Raw genomic sequence first — 20,002 nt, forward strand, 5'->3', positions numbered from 1 at the left:
GTCTAGATTCGCCGTGCGAGCGTCTCCGACGCGTGACGGGCGCCCGTCAGACCGAGGGCACATCGGGAAGGCCCGTGCGCAGCTCCATCGGCAGATGTCCGAGATCGTTGTGGCTGATCAGCGTCCACGGCCGGCCCTGCTTCTGGGCGATCACGCTCAGCCCGCAGTGCGCCTGGTTCAGCGTCATCCAGCGCCAGTCCGGTGCACCCAGCACCTCGCGGACGAACCACGAGATCACGAAGTTGTGCGTGATGAGCACCTCGTGCACCTCGCCGTTGCGGCGGCGGAGGAACTCGCCCACCGCGTCCGACATCTGCGCCGAGCCGGCCTCGATCTCGGCCTCGCTGACCGACCCGAAGAAGGACTCGTAGGCCGCAGGGGTGTCCTCGGTCATGCCGGTCGGAACGCAGTCGAACAGCAGCGCCGAAGGCACGGGGTCGACCGAGGGCAGCCGCTCCGCGATCGCACGCGCGGTCTCCGTGGCGCGCAGCAGCGGGGAGTGCCAGACGGCGTCCAGCGGAAGGCCCGAGAGACGGTCGGCGATGAGCTCGGCCTGTCGTTGACCTCGCGGCGAGAGGGGTCCGTCGTCGATGCCGTGCTCGGCATCCTGATGTTCACCGTGTCTGACCAGATATATGTAGTGCGTCACAACCCTGCTCGCTTCGTGCCGCCGCATTGCGGCTTCTCCAGCTTAGCCGCCCGACCGACAGCCGCACCGGTGAACTCGGATCAGGCGCCCGCCCGGGTGAGTTCGGCGATCTGCGCGCGCGAGAGCGTGATGCCCGCGCCCTGCATCAGCTCGTCGACGTGCGTGGTCGCGAACGCATTGACGATCGGCGCCACCACTGTCCGCTGGGCCAGCAGCCAGGCGATCGACACGGCCGCCACAGGCACGGAGAGCTCGGCGGCGATCACGTCCAGCGCCCGGAGCACCCGGATGCCACGCCGATTCAGCTGGCTGCGCAGCTGCTGCCCTCGCACCCCGCTCATCGCGGACTTGCTGCGATGCTGACCCGACAGGAACCCGTGCTCCAGTGCGTGCGAGGGCGTGACCGCCAGCCCCTGGGCGGCGGCCACCAGCCGCAGATCGCCCTCGAACTCGGTGCGGCGCACCAGGTTGTACGGCTCGTCCAGCACGTCGAGTCGCGGATAGCCGGCCGAGGCCAGGATGCGCGCCTCGACCAGGCGCTCGGGTGCGAAGTGGAATGCGCCCACGGACGCGATCTTGCCGGCATCCCGCAGCCACTCGGTCGTCGCCAGAGTGTCCTCGAGGTTGGTGGTCTCATCCAGCGAGGCGTCCAGGTACAGCACGTCGATCCGCTCGACGCCGAGCCGCGTGAGCGATCCCTCGACGGCGCGCACGAGGTTCACCGACCCCAGCCCTGGGTTGTCGGCGTGTGCGCCGATCCGCACGCTGAGCACGAGCCCGTCACGGTCCGCGCGTGAACGCATCCACTGGCCGATGATGTGCTCGCTGCGTCCTCCGGAGAAGCCGTCGGCGGTGTGGATCGCATTGCCACCGAACTCCACGTAGCGGTTCAGCAGCGCATGGCTGGTGGGCAGATCGACGTTCCACCCGAACTCCGCGGCGCCCAGCATGAGCGGGAAGATCGAGAAGCCGGTCTCCCCCAGCGGCACCCGGATGGTCTCGCCGACGCCGGGTCCGACGACGGGGATCGGGGCGGAGGGATGCTCGTCGAGGGCATCGTCGGGGCGCGACCGCTGATCGGCCGTGCCGACTCCGAAGATCCTCATCTCTCACCCCCGCGAGATCCGCAGCCCACCCCGGGGTGCGTACTTCGAGGGTAAGCGAGGTTTTCCACGGCGATGAACACTGCGACAGCGGTGACGAGAAGTTCTCGTAACGATCCGGTCACATCGGATACGACGCAGGGCCCGGAGTCGTGCGCATGCACTGCTCCGGGCCCTGCTCACGGATGCCGGGTCACCGGCATCCGACGGGATCACGCCTCAGCGGGCTCCTCGACCTTCTCGCCCTCGGCGGGCGCGTCATCGAGCACGGGCTCGAGAGACAGCTTGCCGCGGTCGTCGATCTTCGTGATCTTGACGAGGATCTTCTGGCCGACCGAGAGGACGTCGTCGACGTTCTCGACGCGCTTGCCACCGGCGAGCTTGCGCACCTCGGTGACGTGCAGCAGGCCGTCCTTGCCGGGCAGCAGCGAGATGAAGGCGCCGAAGCTGGCGATCTTCACGACGGTTCCGAGGAACTGCTCGCCGACCTCGGGGTTGGTGGGGTTGGCGATCGCGTTGACCTGGGCACGGGCGGCCTCGGCCGACGGACCGTCGACGGCGCCGATGTAGACGGTGCCGTCCTCCTCGATGGAGATCTGCGCGCCGGTCTCGTCCTGGATCGCGTTGATCGTCTTGCCCTTCGGGCCGATCAGCTCGCCGATCTTGTCGACCGGGATCTGCACGCTGATGACGCGCGGCGCGGTGGGCGCCATCTCGTCGGGAGCGTCGATCGCGGCGTTCAGCACGTTCAGGATCGTCAGACGCGCGTCGCGGGCCTGGGTCAGCGCGCCGGCCAGCACCGACGACGGGATGCCGTCGAGCTTGGTGTCCAGCTGGATCGCGGTGACGAACTCGCTGGTGCCTGCGACCTTGAAGTCCATATCGCCCAGCGCGTCCTCGGCGCCCAGGATGTCGGTGAGGGCCGCGTAGCGGGTCTCACCGTCGACCTCGTCGGAGACCAGGCCCATGGCGATGCCGGCCACGGGTGCGCGCAGCGGCACACCGGCGTTCAGCAGCGACAGGGTCGAGGCGCAGACGGAGCCCATCGAGGTGGAGCCGTTGGACCCGAGGGCCTCGGAGACCTGGCGGATCGCGTAGGGGAACTCCTCGCGGGAGGGCAGCACCGGCACGAGGGCGCGCTCGGCCAGGAAGCCGTGCCCGATCTCGCGACGCTTCGGCGACCCGACGCGACCGGTCTCACCGGTGGAGTAGGGCGGGAAGTTGTAGTGGTGCATGTAGCGCTTGCTCGTGGTGGGCGACAGCGAGTCGATCTGCTGCTCCATCTTGAGCATGTTCAGCGTGGTGACGCCCAGGATCTGGGTCTCACCGCGCTGGAAGATGGCCGAGCCGTGCACGCGCGGGATGACCTGCACCTCGGCGTCCAGCGGACGGATGTCGGCCAGGCCGCGACCGTCGATGCGCACGCCCTCGGTGAGGATGCGGCCGCGGACGATCTTCTTGGTGACCGACTTGTAGGCACCGGAGAACTCGGCCAGTGCCGGCTCGGGCAGGGTGCCCGCCTCGACGGCGGCGGCGAGCTCGTCCTTGACACGGTCCTTGATCGCGTCGTCGGCGTTCTGGCGCTCGATCTTGTCGGCGATCTGGTAGACGCCCACCAGCTCATCGTGCGCACGCTCGTTGACGAACGCGAAGGTCTCCTCCGAGTACGGCAGGAAGACGGGGTAGACGCCCGGCTCCTTGGAGGCGTGCGAGGCGAGCTCGGCCTGTGCCTTGACCAGCTGGGCGATGAACGGCTTGGCGGCCTCGAGACCCTGCGCGACGATGTCCTCGCTGGGCTTGGTGGCGCCGGCCTTGATCAGGTTCCAGCTGTTCTCGGTGGCCTCGGCCTCGACCATCATGATCGCGACGTCCTCGGAGCCGTCCGCCTTGGTGACGACACGGCCGGCGACGACGAGGTCGAAGACGGCCTCCTCGACCTGGGCGGCGTTCGGGAAGGCGACCCACTGGTCGGCGTGCTCGCCGTGGCCGGGGATGAACGCCAGGCGCACACCCGCGATCGGGCCGGAGAACGGAAGACCCGAGATCTGGGTCGAGGCGGATGCCGCGTTGATCGCCAGCGCGTCGTAGTACTCGCCCGGGGCGATCGACAGCACCGTGATGACGATCTGGACCTCGTTGCGCAGGCCGTCGACGAACGACGGGCGCAGCGGGCGGTCGATCAGACGGCAGACCAGGATCGCCTCGGTGGAGGGGCGGCCCTCGCGACGGAAGAACGAGCCGGGGATCTTTCCGGCGGCGTACGAGCGCTCCTCGACGTCGACGGTCAGCGGGAAGAAGTCGAAGCCTTCGCGCGGGTGCTTGCCTGCGCTGGTGGCCGACAGGAGCATGGTCTCGTCGTCGAGGTACGCGGCGACGGAGCCCTGCGCCTGCTGGGCGAGGCGTCCGGTCTCGAACCGGACAGTGCGGGTGCCGAAGCGGCCGTTGTCGAGAACGGCCTCGGTGGCAGTGATTTCAGGACCTTCCAAGAGGTCTCTCCTTCTTTGTTTAGGCTCGCGCGTCCGTATGACGCGCGAGTTCTCGCGAAGGAGCGGATGCGGGCAGATATAAGCGCGCGGGCATCCCCGCGAATCTCGCCTGCGCTGGCCACCAGTAGAAGATCACCCGGCGCCGTGTGCGACGAGGAACCCACCACAGGGGACCAGCTTCTCAGCCGACCGCTCCGTACTAAGTCGATATGCAGTTTGACGGATGCCACAGGCATCCTCTGCAAGCCTACCAGTGCGATCTCAACCGGCGTGCTCGCGCACGCGGGAGTCGTTGCGCGCGATGTACACCCAGTCGTCGTGCTTGGCCACGCGGCCGTCCCCCGCCGTGCGTCCGTGCAGCCGCCGCCAGACCCAGGGCAGCGCGTGCCGTCGCCACCACGTGCGGCGCGGGATGTGCTCGTGGTCGTGCAGGGACTCGTCCAGCACGCCAAGCGCCTCGGCATGCGGCACGCCCAGCGCCTCACCGACCCGGTAGGCGAGGAAGCGGTGGCCACGGCTGGAGAGGTGCACGAGGTCCTCGGCCCAGTTCGGGCGACGTCCGAGCATCGGATGCAGGTCCGCGTCGATCAGGATCGCGCCGGTGCGCTGCGCGACTGCGGCGAGCGCGCTGGCGTACGCGGCGAAGCGCCGGGCGTAGACGGCGGAGGCCGCACGACGGGGCAGCATCGGAGTGACCAGGACGACATCGGCTCCCGCGGCGCGCAGCTGCGCCACGGCATCCTCCACGCGCGCGGCGAGCGCGGGGATGTCGGCGCGGACCCGCACCAGGTCGTTCGATCCGACGAACACCGATGCGAGGTCCGGACGCAGTTCGAGGGCGCGTCGCAGCTGCGGGCCGCAGACGTCGGAGACCCGCCGCGAGCGCACGGCGAGGTTCGCGTAGTGCAGGCCGCCGCGGGCGGCGAGCAGCAGCGCGAGACGATCGGCCCACCCGCGCTCGATTCCGTCCTCGCCCGGGTCGCCCAGGCCCTCGGTGAGCGAGTCGCCGAGGGCGACGAAGCGCTGCCAGCGCCTCCCCCGCTGCGGTTCGGCGGGCTCCGGTCGCCGCGTCCGGGGAACCCGCAGCGTGCGATCCAGCGCGTGCAGCTTCTGCGCCTCGTCGAATCTCTCCACGAGCTGATCGCAGACAGCCGTCCAGCTGCGGCCCTCCACGGCCCCGCGCCCGGCCCGGCCGAACGCCCGTCGCTTGCGCTCGTCTCCCGCGAGGTCGCGCACCCGCATCCGCAGGTCGTCGAGGTCGCCGGGCCGGTACAGCCAGCCGTCGATGCCCATGCGCACCAGGTCCAGCGGGCCGCCGCGCCCGGTGGCGATCACCGGGACGCCGCTGGCGTGCGCCTCCTGCAGCGTCTGCCCGAAGGTCTCGCTCTCGCCGGGGTGCACGAAGACGTCGAAGGATGCCATCGCCCGGGCGAGCTCGGCGCCGGAGAGGTGGCCGAGGAACAGGGCATCCGGCAGCAGGGTCTCCAAGCGGGCACGGGACGGCCCGTCGCCGACGATCACCAGGCGGATGCCCGTGATGCCGCGCAGCGCGTGCAGGTCCTCCACCTGCTTCTCCGGCGCGAGACGACCCACGTAACCCACTGTCACGAGGCCGGGGATGCGATGCTCCCACTGCTCGTCCCTTGCATCGGGGCGGAAGCGCTCGGCATCCACTCCCCTGCCCCACCGGCGCACCCTGTCGACTCCGAGCCGGCTGAGCTGCGCCTCGGACTCGCTCGACGGCGCCAGCGTCAGCGTGGCGCGGCGGTGCAGCCGTGCGAGGTGAGTCTCGGCGAGGGAGGTGGTCAGCGCCACCCCGTAGCGCGACGTGTACGCCGCGACGTCGGTCTGGTACGCGGCCACCGTCGGCAGGGCGAGCCGCTCCGCTGCGGCCACGCCGCGCCAGCCGAGGGCGAACGGCGATGCCAGGTGCACGACGTCCGGCTGGAACCTGCGCAGCGAATCGACGACGCGCCCCGTCGACGCCATCCCCACCCGCACATGCCGATAGCCGGGCAGCGGCACGGATGCCACGGTGTCGACGCGAGCCCCGCCGGAGCGCAGCGGCGTGTCTGGAGCGGACGGGGCGATCACGTGCGCCTGATGCCCGGTGCGCTCGAGGTGGCGCAGGATCTGCAGCACGGATCCGGTCACGCCGTTCATGTGCGGGAGGAAGGACTCGGTGACGATCGCGACTCTCACCAGGCCAGGATGCCTGCGGCGGACGCGCGGAACGGACGGAATCGGCGTCGGGAGCCGAGTGTTCACCCGATGCACGGATGCCGGTCATCTCCTCACCTGCCGGCCTCCTCCCGTTCACCAGGATGAGCGACAGTTCCGCTGTGATGCCGGAACCTCTGCTGCAGCTGCTGACCGGCCCCTGGGGCCTCGTGGTGATGTGCGCTCTCGTCGTCGGAGACGCGTTCCTGGTCGTCATCCCCGGTGAGATCGCCGTCACCGCGCTTGGCGCGATCGCGATGTCGCAGGGGTCCCCGCCGCTCCTGGCGGTGATCGGGCTGGCAGCGGCGGCCGCCTGGTGCGGCGACGTCGCCTGCTACCTGATCGGGCGCACGGCGGGCGTGGAGCGGTGGCGCTGGATGCGCGCGCCCCGGGTGCGCGCCGCCCTCGACTGGGCACGGCGCCGGCTGTCGACGGGGACCGCCACCGTGCTGTTCACCGCGCGCTTCGTGCCGTTCGCCCGGCTCGCGGTGAATCTCGTCGCCGGCGCGTCCCGCATCCACCCGCCTCGCTATCTCGGCCTCGCCGCCGTCGCCGCGACCGGCTGGGCCGCATATCAGGCCGCCGTCGGTGCGGTGGTCGCGGCGCTCCTGCCGGGCGGCCCGCTGCTGGCGGTGGTCGTCTCCGTGCTCGTCGCGGTCGCCCTGGGTGCTGCGATCGACCTGATCACGGCGCGGCGGCCTCGCTCGCGCTCCGCGGAAGCCGACCGGCTAGGCTGACGGACATGAGCGAAGACAAGGCAGTCTCCTCCGAGGAGATGAAGCGCAAGTTCAAGGAAGCGCTCGACCGGAAGAACGCGAAGAACCAGGGCGGCGAGGCGCACCTCGACGGCGATTCAGCCGTGCACGCGACCCCCGCGCCGCAGATGAAGCGCGAGTTCCGCCGGAAGAGCGGCTGAGCCCGTACCCACGTACGACGCAGGCCCGCGATGCTGCTGCATCGCGGGCCTGCGTCGTTCCGGTCCGCTGCTCCCGGGCGTCCGGTACCGCTCAGCGCTGCGCGGCGCCGACCTGTGCGCTCTCGACCTGTGCGCTCTCGGTGCGCGTCTTAGCGCCGCCGTGGCTGTCGACGCCGTCCAGCGAGGACTCGTCGAACGGCAGCTCGCCGCTGAGCACGCGGCGCACGCGATCCCGGTCGATCTGCTTCGTCCAGGTGCCGATCAGCAGCGTCGCGACGGCGTTGCCGGTGAAGTTCGTCAGCGCGCGGCCCTCGGACATGAAGCGGTCGATGCCCACGATCACGCCGACCCCGTCGACCAGGTCCGGGCGATACGCCTGCAGACCTCCGGCCAGCGTGGCAAGGCCCGCTCCAGTCACGCCCGCCGCGCCCTTGCTCGCGAGGATCATGAACACCAGCAGGCCGATCTGCTCCGTGATGGACATCGGCTGTCCCATTCCCGTCGCGATGAACAGCGAGGCCATCGTGAGGTAGATCGCGGTGCCGTCCAGGTTGAACGAGTAGCCGGTGGGCACGGTGATGCCGACGACCGGCTTGGAGACGCCGACGTGCTCCATCTTCGCGATCAGACGAGGGAGGGCGGACTCGGACGACGAGGTGCCGACGATGAGCAGGTACTCGCGGCTGAGGTACCGCATCAGGCTGAAGATGCTCACCCGAGAGCCCAGCCACAGCACGGTGCCCAGCACGACGACGATGAAGACGATGCAGGTGATGTAGAACGCGACCATGAGGATGCCGAGACTCCAGATCGCCGCCAGACCGGTCTTCCCGACCACCGCCGCGATGGCGCCGAACGCACCGACCGGCGCCAGCCAGAGGATCATGCCGAGGATGCGGAAGACCAGCAGCTGCAGGTTCTTCACCGCCTCCATGATCGGCGCACCGCGGTCACCGAGGCCCTGCAGCGCGAAGCCGGCGAGCAGTGCGATGAACAGCACCTGCAGCACGCTCTCCCCGGTGAACGCGGAGAAGAACGTCGTCGGGATGATCCCGAGCACGAAGTCCTGCGCGGTCGACGCCTCGGTGGACGCGGCCTCGTAGCTGGACCCGGCCATGTCCAGTCCTGAACCCGGGTGGATGATGTTCCCGACCACGAGCCCGATGGCGAGCGCGAAGGTCGACATCACCATGAAGTAGATCAGCGCGAGCCCGCCGATCCGGCCGACCGTCGCCGCCTTCGCGATGGAGCCGACGCCCACCACGATCGTGCAGAAGATGATCGGCGCGATCATCATCTTGATGAGGGCGACGAAGCCCTTGCCCAGCGCCTCGAAGCCCTGCCCCACCTCGGGCCAGATCAGTCCGACCACTGCGCCGAGCACCACCGCGATCAGCACCGACAGGTAGAGCCAGGTGTGCTTGTCCCACGACTTCCGGCCGCGCCGCTGCGGGATCCTCGGGAACCCGAATCCGCTTGTCATCGCCATGTTTCCTCCTCGATCATGAACGTCGTCGTGTCATGCCGGACGGCGTCCTCGCCGTCGGTTCCTCCACCGTCACGGACTTCTCATCGCGGCACCATTTGTGGTCGTATTGGTCGCGAGCAGCGCAGCGGACGACGGGAGGCGTGGATGACGACCGTGCCCACCCACGCGCGCAGCGCCGCGTCCCGCGTCTTCGTGGTCCTGATCGCGGCATCCCTGGTCCTCGCGGCCCTGGTGGCGGCCTTCCTCGTCTTCGAGACGCAGACCGCCGCGCACGACGAGGCGGAGCGCGTCACTGCGGCGACCGCCAGGACCCTCGCCGTGTCGCCCCTCGTCGCCGGGGCGCTGGAGGACGACCGTGACGCGGCGTCGGCCGCCCTCGAGCCCTACGCACTGGAGGTCACCTCCCGGGCGGGTCTCGACTTCATCACCGTGATGACGCCGGACGGCACGCGCGTCACGCATCCGGACCCCGACGAGATCGGAAGGCACTACCGCGGCACGATCCCCGCCGACGACAGGGAGCTGACTGAGGTCTTCACCGGCACGCTGGGTCCTTCGGTGCGCACGATCGTGCCGGTGAGGGATGCCGCGGGCCGGCTCGTCGGGTGGGTGGCCGCGGGCGTCACGACGGAGTCCATCTCGGAGACGCTGGTGCGCCGGCTCCCCCTCACGGTCGCGATCACTGCCGTGCTCGTCCTGCTGGGCGCCCTCGGGTCGATGGCGGCGCGCCGCTTCACCCGCCGCATCGCGGGAGACCTGCCGCCTGGCGAGGTCCGTGATGCGGTGTCGTCGTACGAATCGTTCCGCACGCTCGGGGAGGCGCTGCGGGCGCAGACCCACGAGCACGGGAACCGCATGCACACCGCCGTCGCGCTGCTCGAGCTGGGCCGCACCGACGAGGCGATCGAGATCCTGACCGAGACCTCCCGGCAGAGCCAGACGCTCGTCGACCAGGTGACGGCCCAGCGCCACGGAGACCCGGCGGTGGGCGCGCTGCTGCTGGGCAAGGTGTCCCAGGCGAGGGAGCGCGGCATCGAGCTGCGCCTGCACATCGCGAAGGATGCCCCGTCCTCGGGGCTCTCGCCCATCGACAGCGTGTCCGTGATCGGCAACCTCATCGACAACGCGTTCGACGCGGCGGCCGCATCCGACGATCGCTGGGTCGAGGTCGAGATGCACCCGGCTGCGGACGGAGGCCTGGTGATCGCGGTGTCGGACAGCGGCGAGGGCGTGCCAGCCGAGCTGCGCGAGCAGGTCTTCTCGCCGGGCTTCTCGACCAAGCCCGCCGGGGCGGAGGGCCGCGGCGTCGGCCTGGCGCTCGTGCGCTCCGTCGTGACCGAGGCGGGCGGCTCCGTCCGCATCCTGGACGATCCGAGCACGTTCCTGGTCGAGCTCCCCGTGCCGCGGAGCCGCCGATGATCAGGACGCTGCTGGTCGACGACGATGCGCTCACCATGGAGCTGCACCGCAGCTACCTCGCGCGCATGAGCGGGTTCGAGATCGCAGGCGAGTGCACGAGCGCGCGGGCGGCGATGACGGCGGTGCTGGAGCGTCCGGGAGCCCAGGCGTTCGACCTCGCTCTGCTGGACATCACCATGCCCGACGGCTCCGGCGTCGACGTGCTGCGCACCATCCGCACTCGGGCGGCCGCGATCGACGTCATCGCGATCACCGGCGTGCGGGATGCCGAGACGGTGCGGCAGATGGCGGCACTGGGCGTGTTCCAGTACCTCGTGAAGCCGTTCCCGTTCGCGGTCTTCAGTGAACGGCTCAGCGCCTACCGGGAGCACAAGCAGCGCGCCCTGGCCACCGAGGGCGAGGCCACGCAGACCGAGATCGATGCGCTGCTGGGCCGTGTTCGCCCCGCCGTCCCGCTTCCCAAGGGTCTGGCATCCGACACACTGGAGCGCGTGTCCGCCGTGCTGCGCGCCTCAGGCCCGCTGTCCGCGACCGGCGCCGCGAACGCGCTGGGCATGTCCCGGGTCGCCGCGCGCCGGTATCTGGAGCACCTCGCCGACGACGGGGTGGCGGTGCGCGAGGCGCGCTACGGCACGCGCGGGCGGCCGGAGACCCAGTACCGCTGGAATCTCCGGCCGCCGCGCTGACCGATCAGTGCCTCACTCCCCGGCGAGACCTCCGAGCAGGTGTCCGAAGGACTTGCCCTTGCCCAGGTACGTGTCGGGGTCGAAGGGGTCGGCGTCGGTGACCGGCTCCTTGCGCGCGATCGCCTCGGCGAGCTCGCGCGCGCCGCGCTCGACACGGGCGCTGAGCGGTGCCACGTCGTCGGCGTTCGCACCCCAGTCGCTGGATGCCGCGAACACCCCGGTCGAGACGGGCTCGGCGTGCAGGTAGGTGAAGAGCGGGCGGATCGCGTAGTCGATCGCCAGCGAGTGGCGGGCGGTGCCCGCGTTCGCGCCGATCAGAACGGGCTTGCCGGTGAGGGCGTCGGGGTCGAGCACGTCGATGAACGACTTGAACAGGCCCGCATAGCTGGTCGAGAAGATCGGCGTGACGGCGATGACGGCATCCGCCGACACGACCCGGTTGATCGCCTCCTCCAGGGGCGCCGGCGCGAAGCCGGTGAGCAGGTTGTTCGTGATGTCGTGCGCGAGGTCGCGGAGCTCGATCACATCCACCTGCACGTCGATGTCGCGCTCGCGCAGAGCCCTCGCGGTCTCGGCGGCCAGCCGATCGGCCAGCATCCGCGTCGAGGACGGGTTGGACAGACCGGACGAGACGACGGCGATGCGGCGCTCGCTCATCTCACGCCTCCTTCCGGGAGAGGCCGAACGCGGCGCCGGCGGGCGCCGGGGCGTCCTGGTACGGGGAACCCGCGGTGAGGTTGTCGCCGCGGTTGGCGGCGGGGCGGGCCTCACGAGCCGGACCGTCACCGTAGATCGCCTTCACGCGGGCCGCATGGGTCGGAGCGTCCGGCACCGTCGCGGGACGGTCCTTCGCGAGCTCCTTGCGCAGCACCGGCACGACCTCTTCGCCGAGCAGGTCGATCTGCTCGAGCACGGTCTTCAGGGGCAGGCCCGCGTGGTCCATGAGGAACAGCTGGCGCTGGTAGTCGCCGAAGGTGTCGCGCATGGCGGCGTAGCGGTCGATGACCTGCTGCGGCGAGCCGACCGTCAGCGGCGTCATCTCGGTGAAGTCCTCCATCGACGGGCCGTGGCCGTAGACCGGGGCGTTGTCGAAGTACGGACGGAACTGGTTGACGGCGTCCTGCGAGTTCTTGGCGATGAACGCCTGGCCGCCGAGGCCCACGATCGCGGTCTCGGGTGCGCCGTGACCGTAGTGGCTCCAGCGCTGGCGGTACAGCTCGATGAGGCGCTGGTAGTGCTCCTTCGGCCAGAAGATGTTGTTCGCGAAGAAGCCGTCGCCGTAGTAGGCGGCCTGCTCGGCGATCTCCGGCGTGCGGATGGAGCCGTGCCAGACGAACGGCTTGACGCCGTCGAGGGGGCGCGGCGTGGCCGTGAAGCCCTGCAGCGGAGTGCGGAACTTGCCCTCCCAGTCCACGACGTCCTTGGTCCACAGCTCGTTCAGGAGCGCGTAGTTCTCGATCGCGAGCGGCAGGCCCTGACGGATGTCCTGACCGAACCACGGGTACACCGGCCCGGTGTTCCCGCGCCCCATCATCAGGTCCATACGGCCACCGGAGAGGTGCTGCAGCATCGCGTACTCCTCGGCGATGCGCACCGGGTCGTTCGTGGTGATCAGCGTCGTCGAGGTCGAGACGATCAGTCGGTCGGTCTGCGCGGCGATGTACGCCAGAAGCGTGGTGGGGCTCGAGGAGAAGAAGGGCGGGTTGTGGTGCTCGCCGATGGCGAAGACGTCGAGGCCGACCTCTTCCGCATGCTTGGCGATCGTCACCGCCGCCTGGATCCGCTCGCGCTCGCTGGGCGTGATGCCCGTGGTCGGGTCCTGCGTGATGTCGCTGACCGACATGATGCCGAACTGCATACCGGCTGTCTGGGTGCTGTTCTGAGCGTCCATGGTTCTGATTCTCCACTCGGGATGCGGTGGCATCCGTTTCTATTCAAATGAATGTACTTGGTGGAACACCGCAGCCGCAAGGATATTCCCGCAGGCGCCGGAGAAGTCCGGCCGGGTAGCCTCGAGGGATGAGCAGTGCCGACCAGCATCCGCCCACGACGACGCCGACGGGGACGATCCGCGGGCGGCGGCGCGTTCCGTTCTGGGACAACGCCCGCTTCGCCTGCGTCGTGCTGGTGGTGATCGGGCACGGCACGCAGCGCCTGATCTACGACTCCGACATCTCCTACGCGTTCTACCTGTGGATCTATGCGTTCCACATGCCGGCGTTCGCGATCATCTCCGGCTACTTCTCCAAGTCGGCGAGCCCGACGAAGCGTCAGATGGCTCGTGTGATCACCGACATCCTGGTGCCCTACGTGATCTTCGAGGGACTGTGGACGCTCACCAAGTGGCTGGTCGAGGGACGCGCGGATCCGAACCTCACACAGCCGTCATGGACCCTGTGGTTCCTGCTGGCACTCGGCATCTTCCGCCTGGTCCTGCCCTATCTGGCCCTGCTGCGCTGGCCGCTGGCCTGGGCGCTGGCGATCTCCGTGGGCGTCGGCTATCTCAGCAATGTCGACAGCACCTTCTCGCTCTCGCGCACGCTGGGCCTGATGTTCTTCTTCACGCTCGGCTGGTGGCTGCGCGAACGCGACGTCGTGCGCCGGTTCAGCCTGATCGACTACCGCCCGTGGTGGCTGCGCGTCTCCGCTGTCGCCGTGCTCGCCGCGTGGGCTTTCGTGTGCTGGCGCTGGCTGGCATTCTGGGACGACGTCGATCTGCGCTTCTGGTTCTTCTACGACGACTCGTACTCCGGGCTCTCCGTCGATCAGTGGTGGGCGGGAGGCATCCGCCTGGGCCTGATGGCGCTGGCGATCCTGCTGAGCGCGTGCTTCTTCGTGCTGCTCCCCCGCCGCGCGCAGTGGTGGACCACCTTCGGTCAGTACACCATGTACGTCTACCTGCTGCACTCGTTCGTGCTGTACCCGTTCCGCGAATCAGGTCTGCTGCGCGGGCTCGACCCCACCTGGATCTGGCTCCCGCTGATCACCGTGCTCGCGGTCGCCATCGCGTTCCTGCTCGCCTCGAAGCCGGTGCGGAGGGTGTTCCGCCCGCTGATCGAGCCGCGCCCGAAGTGGATGTTCACGGATGCCGCACTGTCATCCGGATCGGACCACCGCAGCGATCCCACCGGCTCGCGTCGCGGATAGGCGTCACGCGTCGCGGAACAGCGCCTCGCCCACGTAGGAACCGGAGCGCGCGCCGGCGGGAACAGCCCAGACGCCGGAGCCGACGTGCCGGATGTACTCGTTCAGCAGATCGGTGGAGAGCTTCCGCTGCAGCCCGATGAACTGCGCCGGGTCGCGCTGGTAGGCGAGGAAGAAGAGCCCGGCGTCGAGGCGCCCGAGGCTGTTGTTGCCACCCACGTAGTTGAAGCCGCGTCGCAGGATGCGGGTGCCGCCGTTGCTGTCGGGATGCGCGAGCCGCACGTGGCTGTGCTCATCCAGTCCGGACAGCTTGGGGGCGGTCCCCTCGGTGCCGCCGCTCAGAGGCGCGCCCTCGCCCTTGTCACGTCCGAAGATGCGCTCCTGCTCGCCGAGGCGCACCCGATCCCAGGTCTCGATGAGCATCGCGATCTTGCGCGCGACGAGGTACGAACCGCCGGCGAGCCAGGCGGGATCGTCGCCGTCCGCGACCCACACGTGCTCGTCGAGCGCCTCGGCGTCGTCGGCGAGGATGTTGGCTGTGCCGTCCTTGAACCCGAACAGGTTGCGCGGGGTCTGCTGCTCCGCCGTCGTGCGCGAGGTCTTGCCGAAGCCGAGCTGCGACCAGCGCAGCTTGGCGCGCCCGAACGCGATGCGGCTGAGATTGCGGATCGCGTGCACGGCGACCTGCGGATCGTCGGCGCAGACCTGCACGCACAGGTCGCCGTCCGAGAGCATCGGGTCGAGATCCTCGCCGAGGAAGGCCGGGAGCGGCTTCAGCTTCGCGGGCAGACGATCGCGGATGCCGTAGCGATCGCCGTCCTCGTTCTCGAAGAGCGTCGGACCGAAGCCGAAGGTGACGGTCAGCGAGCTCGCCGGAAGCCCCAGCGCCTCCCCGGTGTCGTCCGGAGGCGCCTCGGAGGATCCGCCCACGGCGCCCGTCGCACTGACCTCGAGCCCCTGCGTCATCCGGGAGGCCGCGTACGACCAGTCCTGCAGCAGCTCGATGAGGTCGGCGCGGTCGCTGCGGGGCATCATGTCGAACGCCGCGAAATGCAGATGCTCCTGCACCGGAGTGGTGATGCCGGCCTGGTGGGCGCCGAAGAACGCATGCACTCCGGATGCCGTCTCCTCCCGCCGCTGAGCGGCGGCGAGCGCATAGCCTCCGCCACCGGCCAGCGCCAGGGCGGCGGCTCCCCCGCCCGCCGCGAGCCCCAGCAGGCCCCGCCGGCTCAGTCCGGGCCTCTTCCGCCCGGCTTCGACGTCCTCGGTCATCGGCGGATCAGGCGAGAGCCGTGCTGGTCAGCTTCGACAGCGGCTCGGCGAGAGCGTTGATCAGGTCGATCAGCTCGCGCTTGTCGGCGTCGTTCAGCTGCGTGAACGGGACGAACCCGGCATCCAGCGATCCCTGCGCGGCCAGAGCCTTCTCCAGGTCCGCGTACCCGGTGGAGATCTCCTCCACGAGCGCCTTGCCGTCCGCGCCCTTCGAGGCGACGAGGTCGCTGACGAGCGAGAACGCCATCTTCGAGCCCTCTACGTTGGCGGCGAAGTCGTAGAGGTCGGTGTGCGACCACCAGTCCTCCTCGCCCGAGATCTTGCCCGTGGCGACCTCGTCGAGCAGCGCGACCGCACCGTTGGAGATGCCGGCGATGCCCTGGTCGTTCAGCGCTGTGGTGAAGTCCTTCGAGTGGACGTAGTCGTACAGCTCCTGCACGTCGGCGATCAGCAGATCACCGAACTCGCCCCGCTGCTCAGGCGTGGACGGCGCCCAGTCCTTCCACGCCGACGTCTCGCCGTCGGAGTTCAGCGCATCCTGGGCGGGCTGCCACAGGTCCTTCTCCAGGCGGTGGAAGCCGGTCCAGTCCAGGCCGTCGGCGACGGCATCCACCTCGCGGAAGTCGATGCGGGGGTCGAGATCGCCGAGTGCCTCGGCGACGGGCTCGATGCGCTCGTAGTACGCCCGGGTGTTCGGGAACAGCTCGCGCGCCTTCTCGTCGTCGCCGGACTGGTAGGCGTTCACGAGCTCCTGCACCGCCGGGACCAGCTGTCCGACCTGATCCTTCACGAACGCGGCGTAGAGGTCGACGGCCTTCTGCTTCTGCTCGGCGTCCGGCCCGTCGATGGCGACCTTCTCGCCGCTCACCGTGAACGCGGACTTGCCGACGCCGTCGCCCACCATGCCGGGCTTGCACACCGTGAAGTAGTCGCCCGGCTGGGCCACGACGGTCATGGTGCGGGACGCCGACGGAGCGATGTTCTCCACCTCGCCGACGATGCGCAGGCCGTCGGAGGCCAGGAGGTAGAACTCCGTGACCTGGTCTCCGCTGTTGGAGATGTCGAAGGTCAGCGTGCCGCTCTTCGCCGTGTCGGCGGAGACCGTGCAGGCATCGGCCGTGGACTTCACGGTGAAGGATGCGGCCGGGTCGGCGGTCGCCTTGGCGACGCATCCGGTGAGGGCGATGGCTGCTGCCGCCAGCGCCGCAGCGGCGCCGAGAGTGCGGGCGGTGAGGGTCATGCTGCTCCAGGGGATGTCGAGGTGAGGGAGGAGGTCTGAGCGGGGGCGGCGGCGTGGGCGCGCGGACGACCGGCACGGATGCCGCGGATGAACAGGGCGCCGACGACGACGATGTACAGCGTCCACGCGATCACCTGCAGCCAGGTCATGTGCGGCATGAACCCCACGATCGCCTGCAGGAGAACCGCCCAGACACCGCCGGGCACGATGACGCCGCTGGCATCGAATGCCCACCCGAAAGGGAATCCGGCCACGCCGGTGAGCACGATGCCCGTGCCGGGATCCACGGGAGCGAGCGCGGAGAACGGTCCCGGCAGCACGCCGGCCTCCTGAAGATCCATCACGGCGTATGCCAACACACCTGCGGCGACGATGACGAGGAAGCCGCCGGTCCAGGCGAAGAAGCGTCGCAGGTCGAGGCGCACGGCGCCGCGCGCGATCAGCCAGCCGACGATGACGGCGATGGCGAGTCCGAGGAGCGCCCCGGGGAGCGCCAGCGGCGCGTCTCCGGACGACTGCACCATGGACCACAGCAGCAGAGTGGTCTCGATGCCCTCCCGGGCGACGGAGACGAAGCCGACCGCGACCAGCGCCCACAGGCCGCCGTCCGCCAGCGCGCGGTCGACGCCGCCCTGCAGGTTCGACTTCATGGTGCGTCCGGCCTTCTGCATCCAGAAGATCATCCAGGTGACCATCACCACGGCGACCAGCGACAGCGTTCCGCCGATGATCTCCTCGGCCTCGGAGGTGAGGGCGTAGGCGCCGAAGGTGAGCACGGCGCCGATGCCCAGCGCCAGGGCGATCGCCAGTCCGATGCCGATCCACATCCGGCCCAGGACGTCGGCGCGCCCGAGGCGCCGGATGTAGGCCACGAGGATGCCGACGACGAGAGCCGCCTCCAGGCCTTCGCGAAGGCCGATCAGGAGCGCGGGAAGCATGACTGCGAGCACGAGCGGGGTGTTCTCCGTGTGTCGATGATCGGTAAGGGGTGCCTTACCTAACCGAGCCTAGCATTGCGATCACTGCGCTCCTGTCGCGGCCGCCGGGTAAAACAGCGCAACATTCGCGCCACCGCACCTGCATCCGCATTACCGTCGACGCATGTCCGACCTGAACCTCCCCGTCCTGGACCTCTCCCGACTCGATGCCGGAGAGGAGGAGGCCGCCGCGTTCCGAGCCGATCTTCGTGCGGCGACCCACGACGTCGGCTTCTTCTATCTGACCGGCACCGGCCTCCCCGCCGGGCTCGAGGAGCGCCTGCACCGCGCCGCTCGGGACTTCTTCGCGCTTCCCGACGAGGACAAGCTCGCGATCGAGAACGTGAAGAGCCCGCACTTCCGCGGGTACACCCGGATCGGGGGCGAGCGCACGCAGGGTGCGGTGGACTGGCGTGAGCAGATCGACATCGGGCCGGAGCGGGACGCCGTGGCCGGAGGGCCGCCCTACTCCAGGCTGATCGGCCCGAACCTGTGGCCGTCCGCTCAGCCGGGGCTGCGCGAGGTGGTCGCGGAATGGCATGCGGCGCTCTCGGCGATCTCCCGACGGCTCCTGCGCGCCTGGGCGCTGGCACTGGGAGCAGAGGAGTCGTACTTCGACGACCACTTCGGGGAGCCCTCGACGCTCATCAAGATCGTGCGCTATCCGGGGACGCATGAGCCGCTTCCGCAGCAGGGCGTCGGCGCCCACAAGGACAGCGGTGTCCTGACCCTCCTCTGGGTCGAGCCCGGCCGTGGCGGCCTGCAGGTCGAGCGCGACGGCGAATGGGTCGATGCCCCGCCCGTCGAGGGCGCGTTCGTGGTCAACATCGGCGAGCTGCTGGAGTACGCGACCGGCGGATATCTGAAGGCGACCAACCATCGGGTCATCTCCCCCGCCGCCCCCGACGACCGCCTGTCGATCCCGTTCTTCTTCAACCCCGCGCTGGACTCGCAGCTGCCGCTCATCGATCTCCCCGCGGAGTTGGCCGCCCAGGCCCGCGGCGTCACCGACGACCCGGCCAATCCGATCCACAGCCTCTACGGCGAGAACGCGCTCAAGTCACGGCTGCGGGCGCACCCGGACGTCGCCGCCATTCACCACGCGGACCTGGTCGGCGCCTGAGTCACCCGCCCGTACCGTAGTCGACGATCGCGCGCAGCGCCTCGAGGTGCGCCTGGAACGCCCGGCGGCCGGCTGCTGTGCCGGTGACCCAGGTGCGCCCGCGAGCACCGACCTGCCCCTTGCGGACCTTCACGTAGTGCACCTGTTCGAGCGAGGAGATCGCCTTGCTGAGCGCGGAGTCGGAGACCTGCAGGATGCCGGCCAAGGTGGCGAAGTCGAGCTCGAGTTCCTCGCCGAGCGCTGCCATCAACGAGAAGCGGATGGGACTGGCGAAACTGTCGTCGAGCCGGAGCCGCGGATGCTTGGGGCTCTCACCCACGATCGGGGCCCCACCAGGCTCCGAGGGCGAACGCCAGCGCGATCGCACCACCGACGACGTAGCCCCCGATGGTCAGTGGCATGGAGGTGAACTGCGCCAGCAGCAGCAGCGCGATGATCACTGCACCGGAGAGGGCGAAACAGATCCACAGGAACGGCCCCCATGCCAGCGCGAGCTGGGATCCCTGCGTCAGCATCGAGGCCGACAACCACGCCACCAGGGCGAGCATCGCCAGGAGGTTGACGATGTTGGCGATGAGCGCGGAGGGGGTCGCCACGCAGGCGACGATCGCCCCGACCGCGATCCCGATGCAGGTCGTGGTCAGTCGCGCCCCGCGGTCGAAGGGCGCCCGCTTCCGGACGATCCGCTCAGCGGTTGCATGTCTCCACTCACCCCACGCGAGGAGGCCATACAGCACGAAGCACAGGACCCCGGGCGCGAACCTCAGAGCGACGGGGATGTCGACACCCAGCATGAGCGTGCCGAGTGATCCGATCACGACAGCGAGCAGGATGAGCATCACTGCTGTCCGCATCCGCTGCTCGCGGCCTCGGCGCTGATAGCCGTACTCCTCCCGGAGCGTCGTCACGAGCTGAGTCCAGACGATGAACGGCGCGACGATGACGATGATGTTGACGCCTTCGGCGGGTGGGAACACGAGCATGAGCACGACGAGGTAGATCGCGAACGAGATCCCCTCGGCGAGCAGGAGCCGCGCGGCGGCGCGGCGATCGATGTGCTGCTCGCGACGCTGAGCCACGCGAGCCGATTCGTCGAGATACGCCTGCGCGACGGCTGCGGTCGGCGGCTCGTAGGGCTCCAGCCCCGGTTCCGGCCTCTGCTCCATGACCCCCCACTTTCCACCAGGAAACCTAAATACTTTCCTACTGGAAACCGAGCGGGACCGTCAACCCCGGGACACAGCGAGAGCCGCCCCACACCGTGGGGCGGCTCTCCAA

18 protein-coding genes are annotated in these 20,002 nt (G+C 69.6%); 6 read left to right on the forward strand and 12 right to left on the reverse strand.

The features are described 5' to 3' along the window. Positions 1-46: 46 nt before the first annotated feature. The 4 genes from ACTJJ4_RS04025 to ACTJJ4_RS04040 form a co-directional block, all read right to left on the reverse strand. On the reverse strand, positions 47-649 hold the full coding sequence (locus ACTJJ4_RS04025) for a histidine phosphatase family protein (RefSeq protein ID WP_285633065.1): 603 nt from the start codon (positions 647-649) through the stop codon (positions 47-49). An 80-nt stretch (positions 650-729) separates the two neighbouring features. Beyond that, entirely contained in the window at positions 730-1,755 is a 1,026-nt protein-coding gene (locus ACTJJ4_RS04030) for an aldo/keto reductase (protein ID WP_440942122.1), read from the reverse strand. A gap of 209 nt (positions 1,756-1,964) precedes the next feature. Next, positions 1,965-4,238, reverse strand: coding sequence for a polyribonucleotide nucleotidyltransferase (locus tag ACTJJ4_RS04035; protein ID WP_440942123.1), 2,274 nt, complete (start codon positions 4,236-4,238; stop codon positions 1,965-1,967). A 261-nt stretch (positions 4,239-4,499) separates the two neighbouring features. Next, the gene (locus tag ACTJJ4_RS04040; RefSeq protein ID WP_440942124.1) at positions 4,500-6,440 is read right to left on the reverse strand and encodes a GDSL-type esterase/lipase family protein; all 1,941 of its coding nucleotides are present in this window, start codon (positions 6,438-6,440) and stop codon (positions 4,500-4,502) included. Positions 6,441-6,583: 143 nt separating this feature from the next. On the opposite strand from ACTJJ4_RS04040, the gene ACTJJ4_RS04045 reads away from it, so the two are divergent. Both ACTJJ4_RS04045 and ACTJJ4_RS04050 read left to right on the forward strand, forming a co-directional pair. Next, entirely contained in the window at positions 6,584-7,195 is a 612-nt protein-coding gene (locus ACTJJ4_RS04045; RefSeq protein ID WP_440942813.1) for a DedA family protein, read from the forward strand. Between the two features lie 5 nt (positions 7,196-7,200). Next, complete coding sequence (locus ACTJJ4_RS04050) at positions 7,201-7,374, forward strand: DUF5302 domain-containing protein (RefSeq protein ID WP_285633077.1); 174 nt, start codon at positions 7,201-7,203, stop codon at positions 7,372-7,374. A 91-nt stretch (positions 7,375-7,465) separates the two neighbouring features. Here the strand turns inward: ACTJJ4_RS04050 and ACTJJ4_RS04055 are convergent, their stop codons facing one another. Further along, on the reverse strand, positions 7,466-8,863 hold the full coding sequence (locus ACTJJ4_RS04055; RefSeq protein WP_440942125.1) for a cation:dicarboxylate symporter family transporter: 1,398 nt from the start codon (positions 8,861-8,863) through the stop codon (positions 7,466-7,468). 144 nt (positions 8,864-9,007) lie between these two features. Here ACTJJ4_RS04055 and ACTJJ4_RS04060 point away from each other — a divergent pair, with 144 nt between their 5' ends. Both ACTJJ4_RS04060 and ACTJJ4_RS04065 read left to right on the forward strand, forming a co-directional pair. Further along, the gene (locus ACTJJ4_RS04060) at positions 9,008-10,282 is read left to right on the forward strand and encodes a sensor histidine kinase (RefSeq protein ID WP_440942126.1); all 1,275 of its coding nucleotides are present in this window, start codon (positions 9,008-9,010) and stop codon (positions 10,280-10,282) included. Then, entirely contained in the window at positions 10,279-10,968 is a 690-nt protein-coding gene (locus ACTJJ4_RS04065; RefSeq protein WP_440942127.1) for a response regulator, read from the forward strand. The genes ACTJJ4_RS04060 and ACTJJ4_RS04065 overlap by 4 nt, the downstream gene beginning before the upstream one ends. A gap of 12 nt (positions 10,969-10,980) precedes the next feature. Here the strand turns inward: ACTJJ4_RS04065 and ACTJJ4_RS04070 are convergent, their stop codons facing one another. Next, the gene (locus ACTJJ4_RS04070; RefSeq protein WP_292697789.1) at positions 10,981-11,625 is read right to left on the reverse strand and encodes an FMN reductase; all 645 of its coding nucleotides are present in this window, start codon (positions 11,623-11,625) and stop codon (positions 10,981-10,983) included. 1 nt (position 11,626) lies between these two features. Further along, a complete protein-coding gene (locus ACTJJ4_RS04075) occupies positions 11,627-12,826 on the reverse strand; it encodes an LLM class flavin-dependent oxidoreductase (RefSeq protein WP_440942814.1) in 1,200 nt (399 codons plus the stop codon). A 161-nt stretch (positions 12,827-12,987) separates the two neighbouring features. On the opposite strand from ACTJJ4_RS04075, the gene ACTJJ4_RS04080 reads away from it, so the two are divergent. Continuing rightward, positions 12,988-14,115: an acyltransferase family protein gene (locus tag ACTJJ4_RS04080; RefSeq protein ID WP_440942128.1), complete on the forward strand. Its 1,128-nt coding sequence runs from the start codon at positions 12,988-12,990 to the stop codon at positions 14,113-14,115. 3 nt (positions 14,116-14,118) lie between these two features. Here the strand turns inward: ACTJJ4_RS04080 and efeB are convergent, their stop codons facing one another. The 3 genes from efeB to efeU are packed head-to-tail and all read right to left on the reverse strand — an operon-like array spanning position 14,119 to position 17,562. Further along, entirely contained in the window at positions 14,119-15,384 is a 1,266-nt protein-coding gene (gene efeB, locus ACTJJ4_RS04085; protein ID WP_440942129.1) for an iron uptake transporter deferrochelatase/peroxidase subunit, read from the reverse strand. Positions 15,385-15,391: 7 nt separating this feature from the next. Continuing rightward, positions 15,392-16,624, reverse strand: coding sequence for an iron uptake system protein EfeO (gene efeO, locus ACTJJ4_RS04090; RefSeq protein ID WP_440942130.1), 1,233 nt, complete (start codon positions 16,622-16,624; stop codon positions 15,392-15,394). After that, positions 16,621-17,562 (reverse strand): iron uptake transporter permease EfeU, encoded by a 942-nt coding sequence (efeU, locus tag ACTJJ4_RS04095; protein ID WP_440942815.1) that lies wholly within the window; start codon positions 17,560-17,562, stop codon positions 16,621-16,623. The genes efeO and efeU overlap by 4 nt, the downstream gene beginning before the upstream one ends. Positions 17,563-17,725: 163 nt before the next feature. On the opposite strand from efeU, the gene ACTJJ4_RS04100 reads away from it, so the two are divergent. Further along, the gene (locus ACTJJ4_RS04100) at positions 17,726-18,724 is read left to right on the forward strand and encodes an isopenicillin N synthase family dioxygenase (RefSeq protein WP_440942131.1); all 999 of its coding nucleotides are present in this window, start codon (positions 17,726-17,728) and stop codon (positions 18,722-18,724) included. A 1-nt stretch (position 18,725) separates the two neighbouring features. On the opposite strand, the gene ACTJJ4_RS04105 is transcribed toward ACTJJ4_RS04100, so the two are convergent. Together ACTJJ4_RS04105 and ACTJJ4_RS04110 are read right to left on the reverse strand one after the other, a co-directional pair. Next, positions 18,726-19,043, reverse strand: coding sequence for a transcriptional regulator (locus ACTJJ4_RS04105; RefSeq protein WP_440942132.1), 318 nt, complete (start codon positions 19,041-19,043; stop codon positions 18,726-18,728). Further along, entirely contained in the window at positions 19,036-19,890 is an 855-nt protein-coding gene (locus tag ACTJJ4_RS04110; protein WP_440942133.1) for a hypothetical protein, read from the reverse strand. Before ACTJJ4_RS04110 ends, ACTJJ4_RS04105 begins: the two co-directional genes overlap by 8 nt. Between the last annotated feature and the right edge of the window lie 112 nt (positions 19,891-20,002).

This window comes from Microbacterium sp. 22195, from assembly GCF_052056515.1.
Classification (GTDB): domain Bacteria; phylum Actinomycetota; class Actinomycetes; order Actinomycetales; family Microbacteriaceae; genus Microbacterium.

Bases quoted from the DNA above. Each gene is read 5' to 3' on its own strand.
- ACTJJ4_RS04080 (WP_440942128.1), top strand. From the start codon at position 12,988: ATGAGCAGTGCCGACCAGCATCCGCCCACGACGACGCCGACGGGGACG.
- efeO (WP_440942130.1), bottom strand. From the start codon at position 16,624: ATGACCCTCACCGCCCGCACTCTCGGCGCCGCTGCGGCGCTGGCGGCA.
- ACTJJ4_RS04050 (WP_285633077.1), top strand. From the start codon at position 7,201: ATGAGCGAAGACAAGGCAGTCTCCTCCGAGGAGATGAAGCGCAAGTTC.
- ACTJJ4_RS04055 (WP_440942125.1), bottom strand. From the start codon at position 8,863: ATGGCGATGACAAGCGGATTCGGGTTCCCGAGGATCCCGCAGCGGCGC.
- ACTJJ4_RS04075 (WP_440942814.1), bottom strand. From the start codon at position 12,826: ATGCAGTTCGGCATCATGTCGGTCAGCGACATCACGCAGGACCCGACC.
- efeB (WP_440942129.1), bottom strand. From the start codon at position 15,384: ATGACCGAGGACGTCGAAGCCGGGCGGAAGAGGCCCGGACTGAGCCGG.
- ACTJJ4_RS04060 (WP_440942126.1), top strand. From the start codon at position 9,008: ATGACGACCGTGCCCACCCACGCGCGCAGCGCCGCGTCCCGCGTCTTC.
- ACTJJ4_RS04100 (WP_440942131.1), top strand. From the start codon at position 17,726: ATGTCCGACCTGAACCTCCCCGTCCTGGACCTCTCCCGACTCGATGCC.
- ACTJJ4_RS04030 (WP_440942122.1), bottom strand. From the start codon at position 1,755: ATGAGGATCTTCGGAGTCGGCACGGCCGATCAGCGGTCGCGCCCCGAC.
- ACTJJ4_RS04065 (WP_440942127.1), top strand. From the start codon at position 10,279: ATGATCAGGACGCTGCTGGTCGACGACGATGCGCTCACCATGGAGCTG.
- ACTJJ4_RS04070 (WP_292697789.1), bottom strand. From the start codon at position 11,625: ATGAGCGAGCGCCGCATCGCCGTCGTCTCGTCCGGTCTGTCCAACCCG.
- efeU (WP_440942815.1), bottom strand. From the start codon at position 17,562: ATGCTTCCCGCGCTCCTGATCGGCCTTCGCGAAGGCCTGGAGGCGGCT.
- ACTJJ4_RS04045 (WP_440942813.1), top strand. From the start codon at position 6,584: ATGCCGGAACCTCTGCTGCAGCTGCTGACCGGCCCCTGGGGCCTCGTG.
- ACTJJ4_RS04110 (WP_440942133.1), bottom strand. From the start codon at position 19,890: ATGGAGCAGAGGCCGGAACCGGGGCTGGAGCCCTACGAGCCGCCGACC.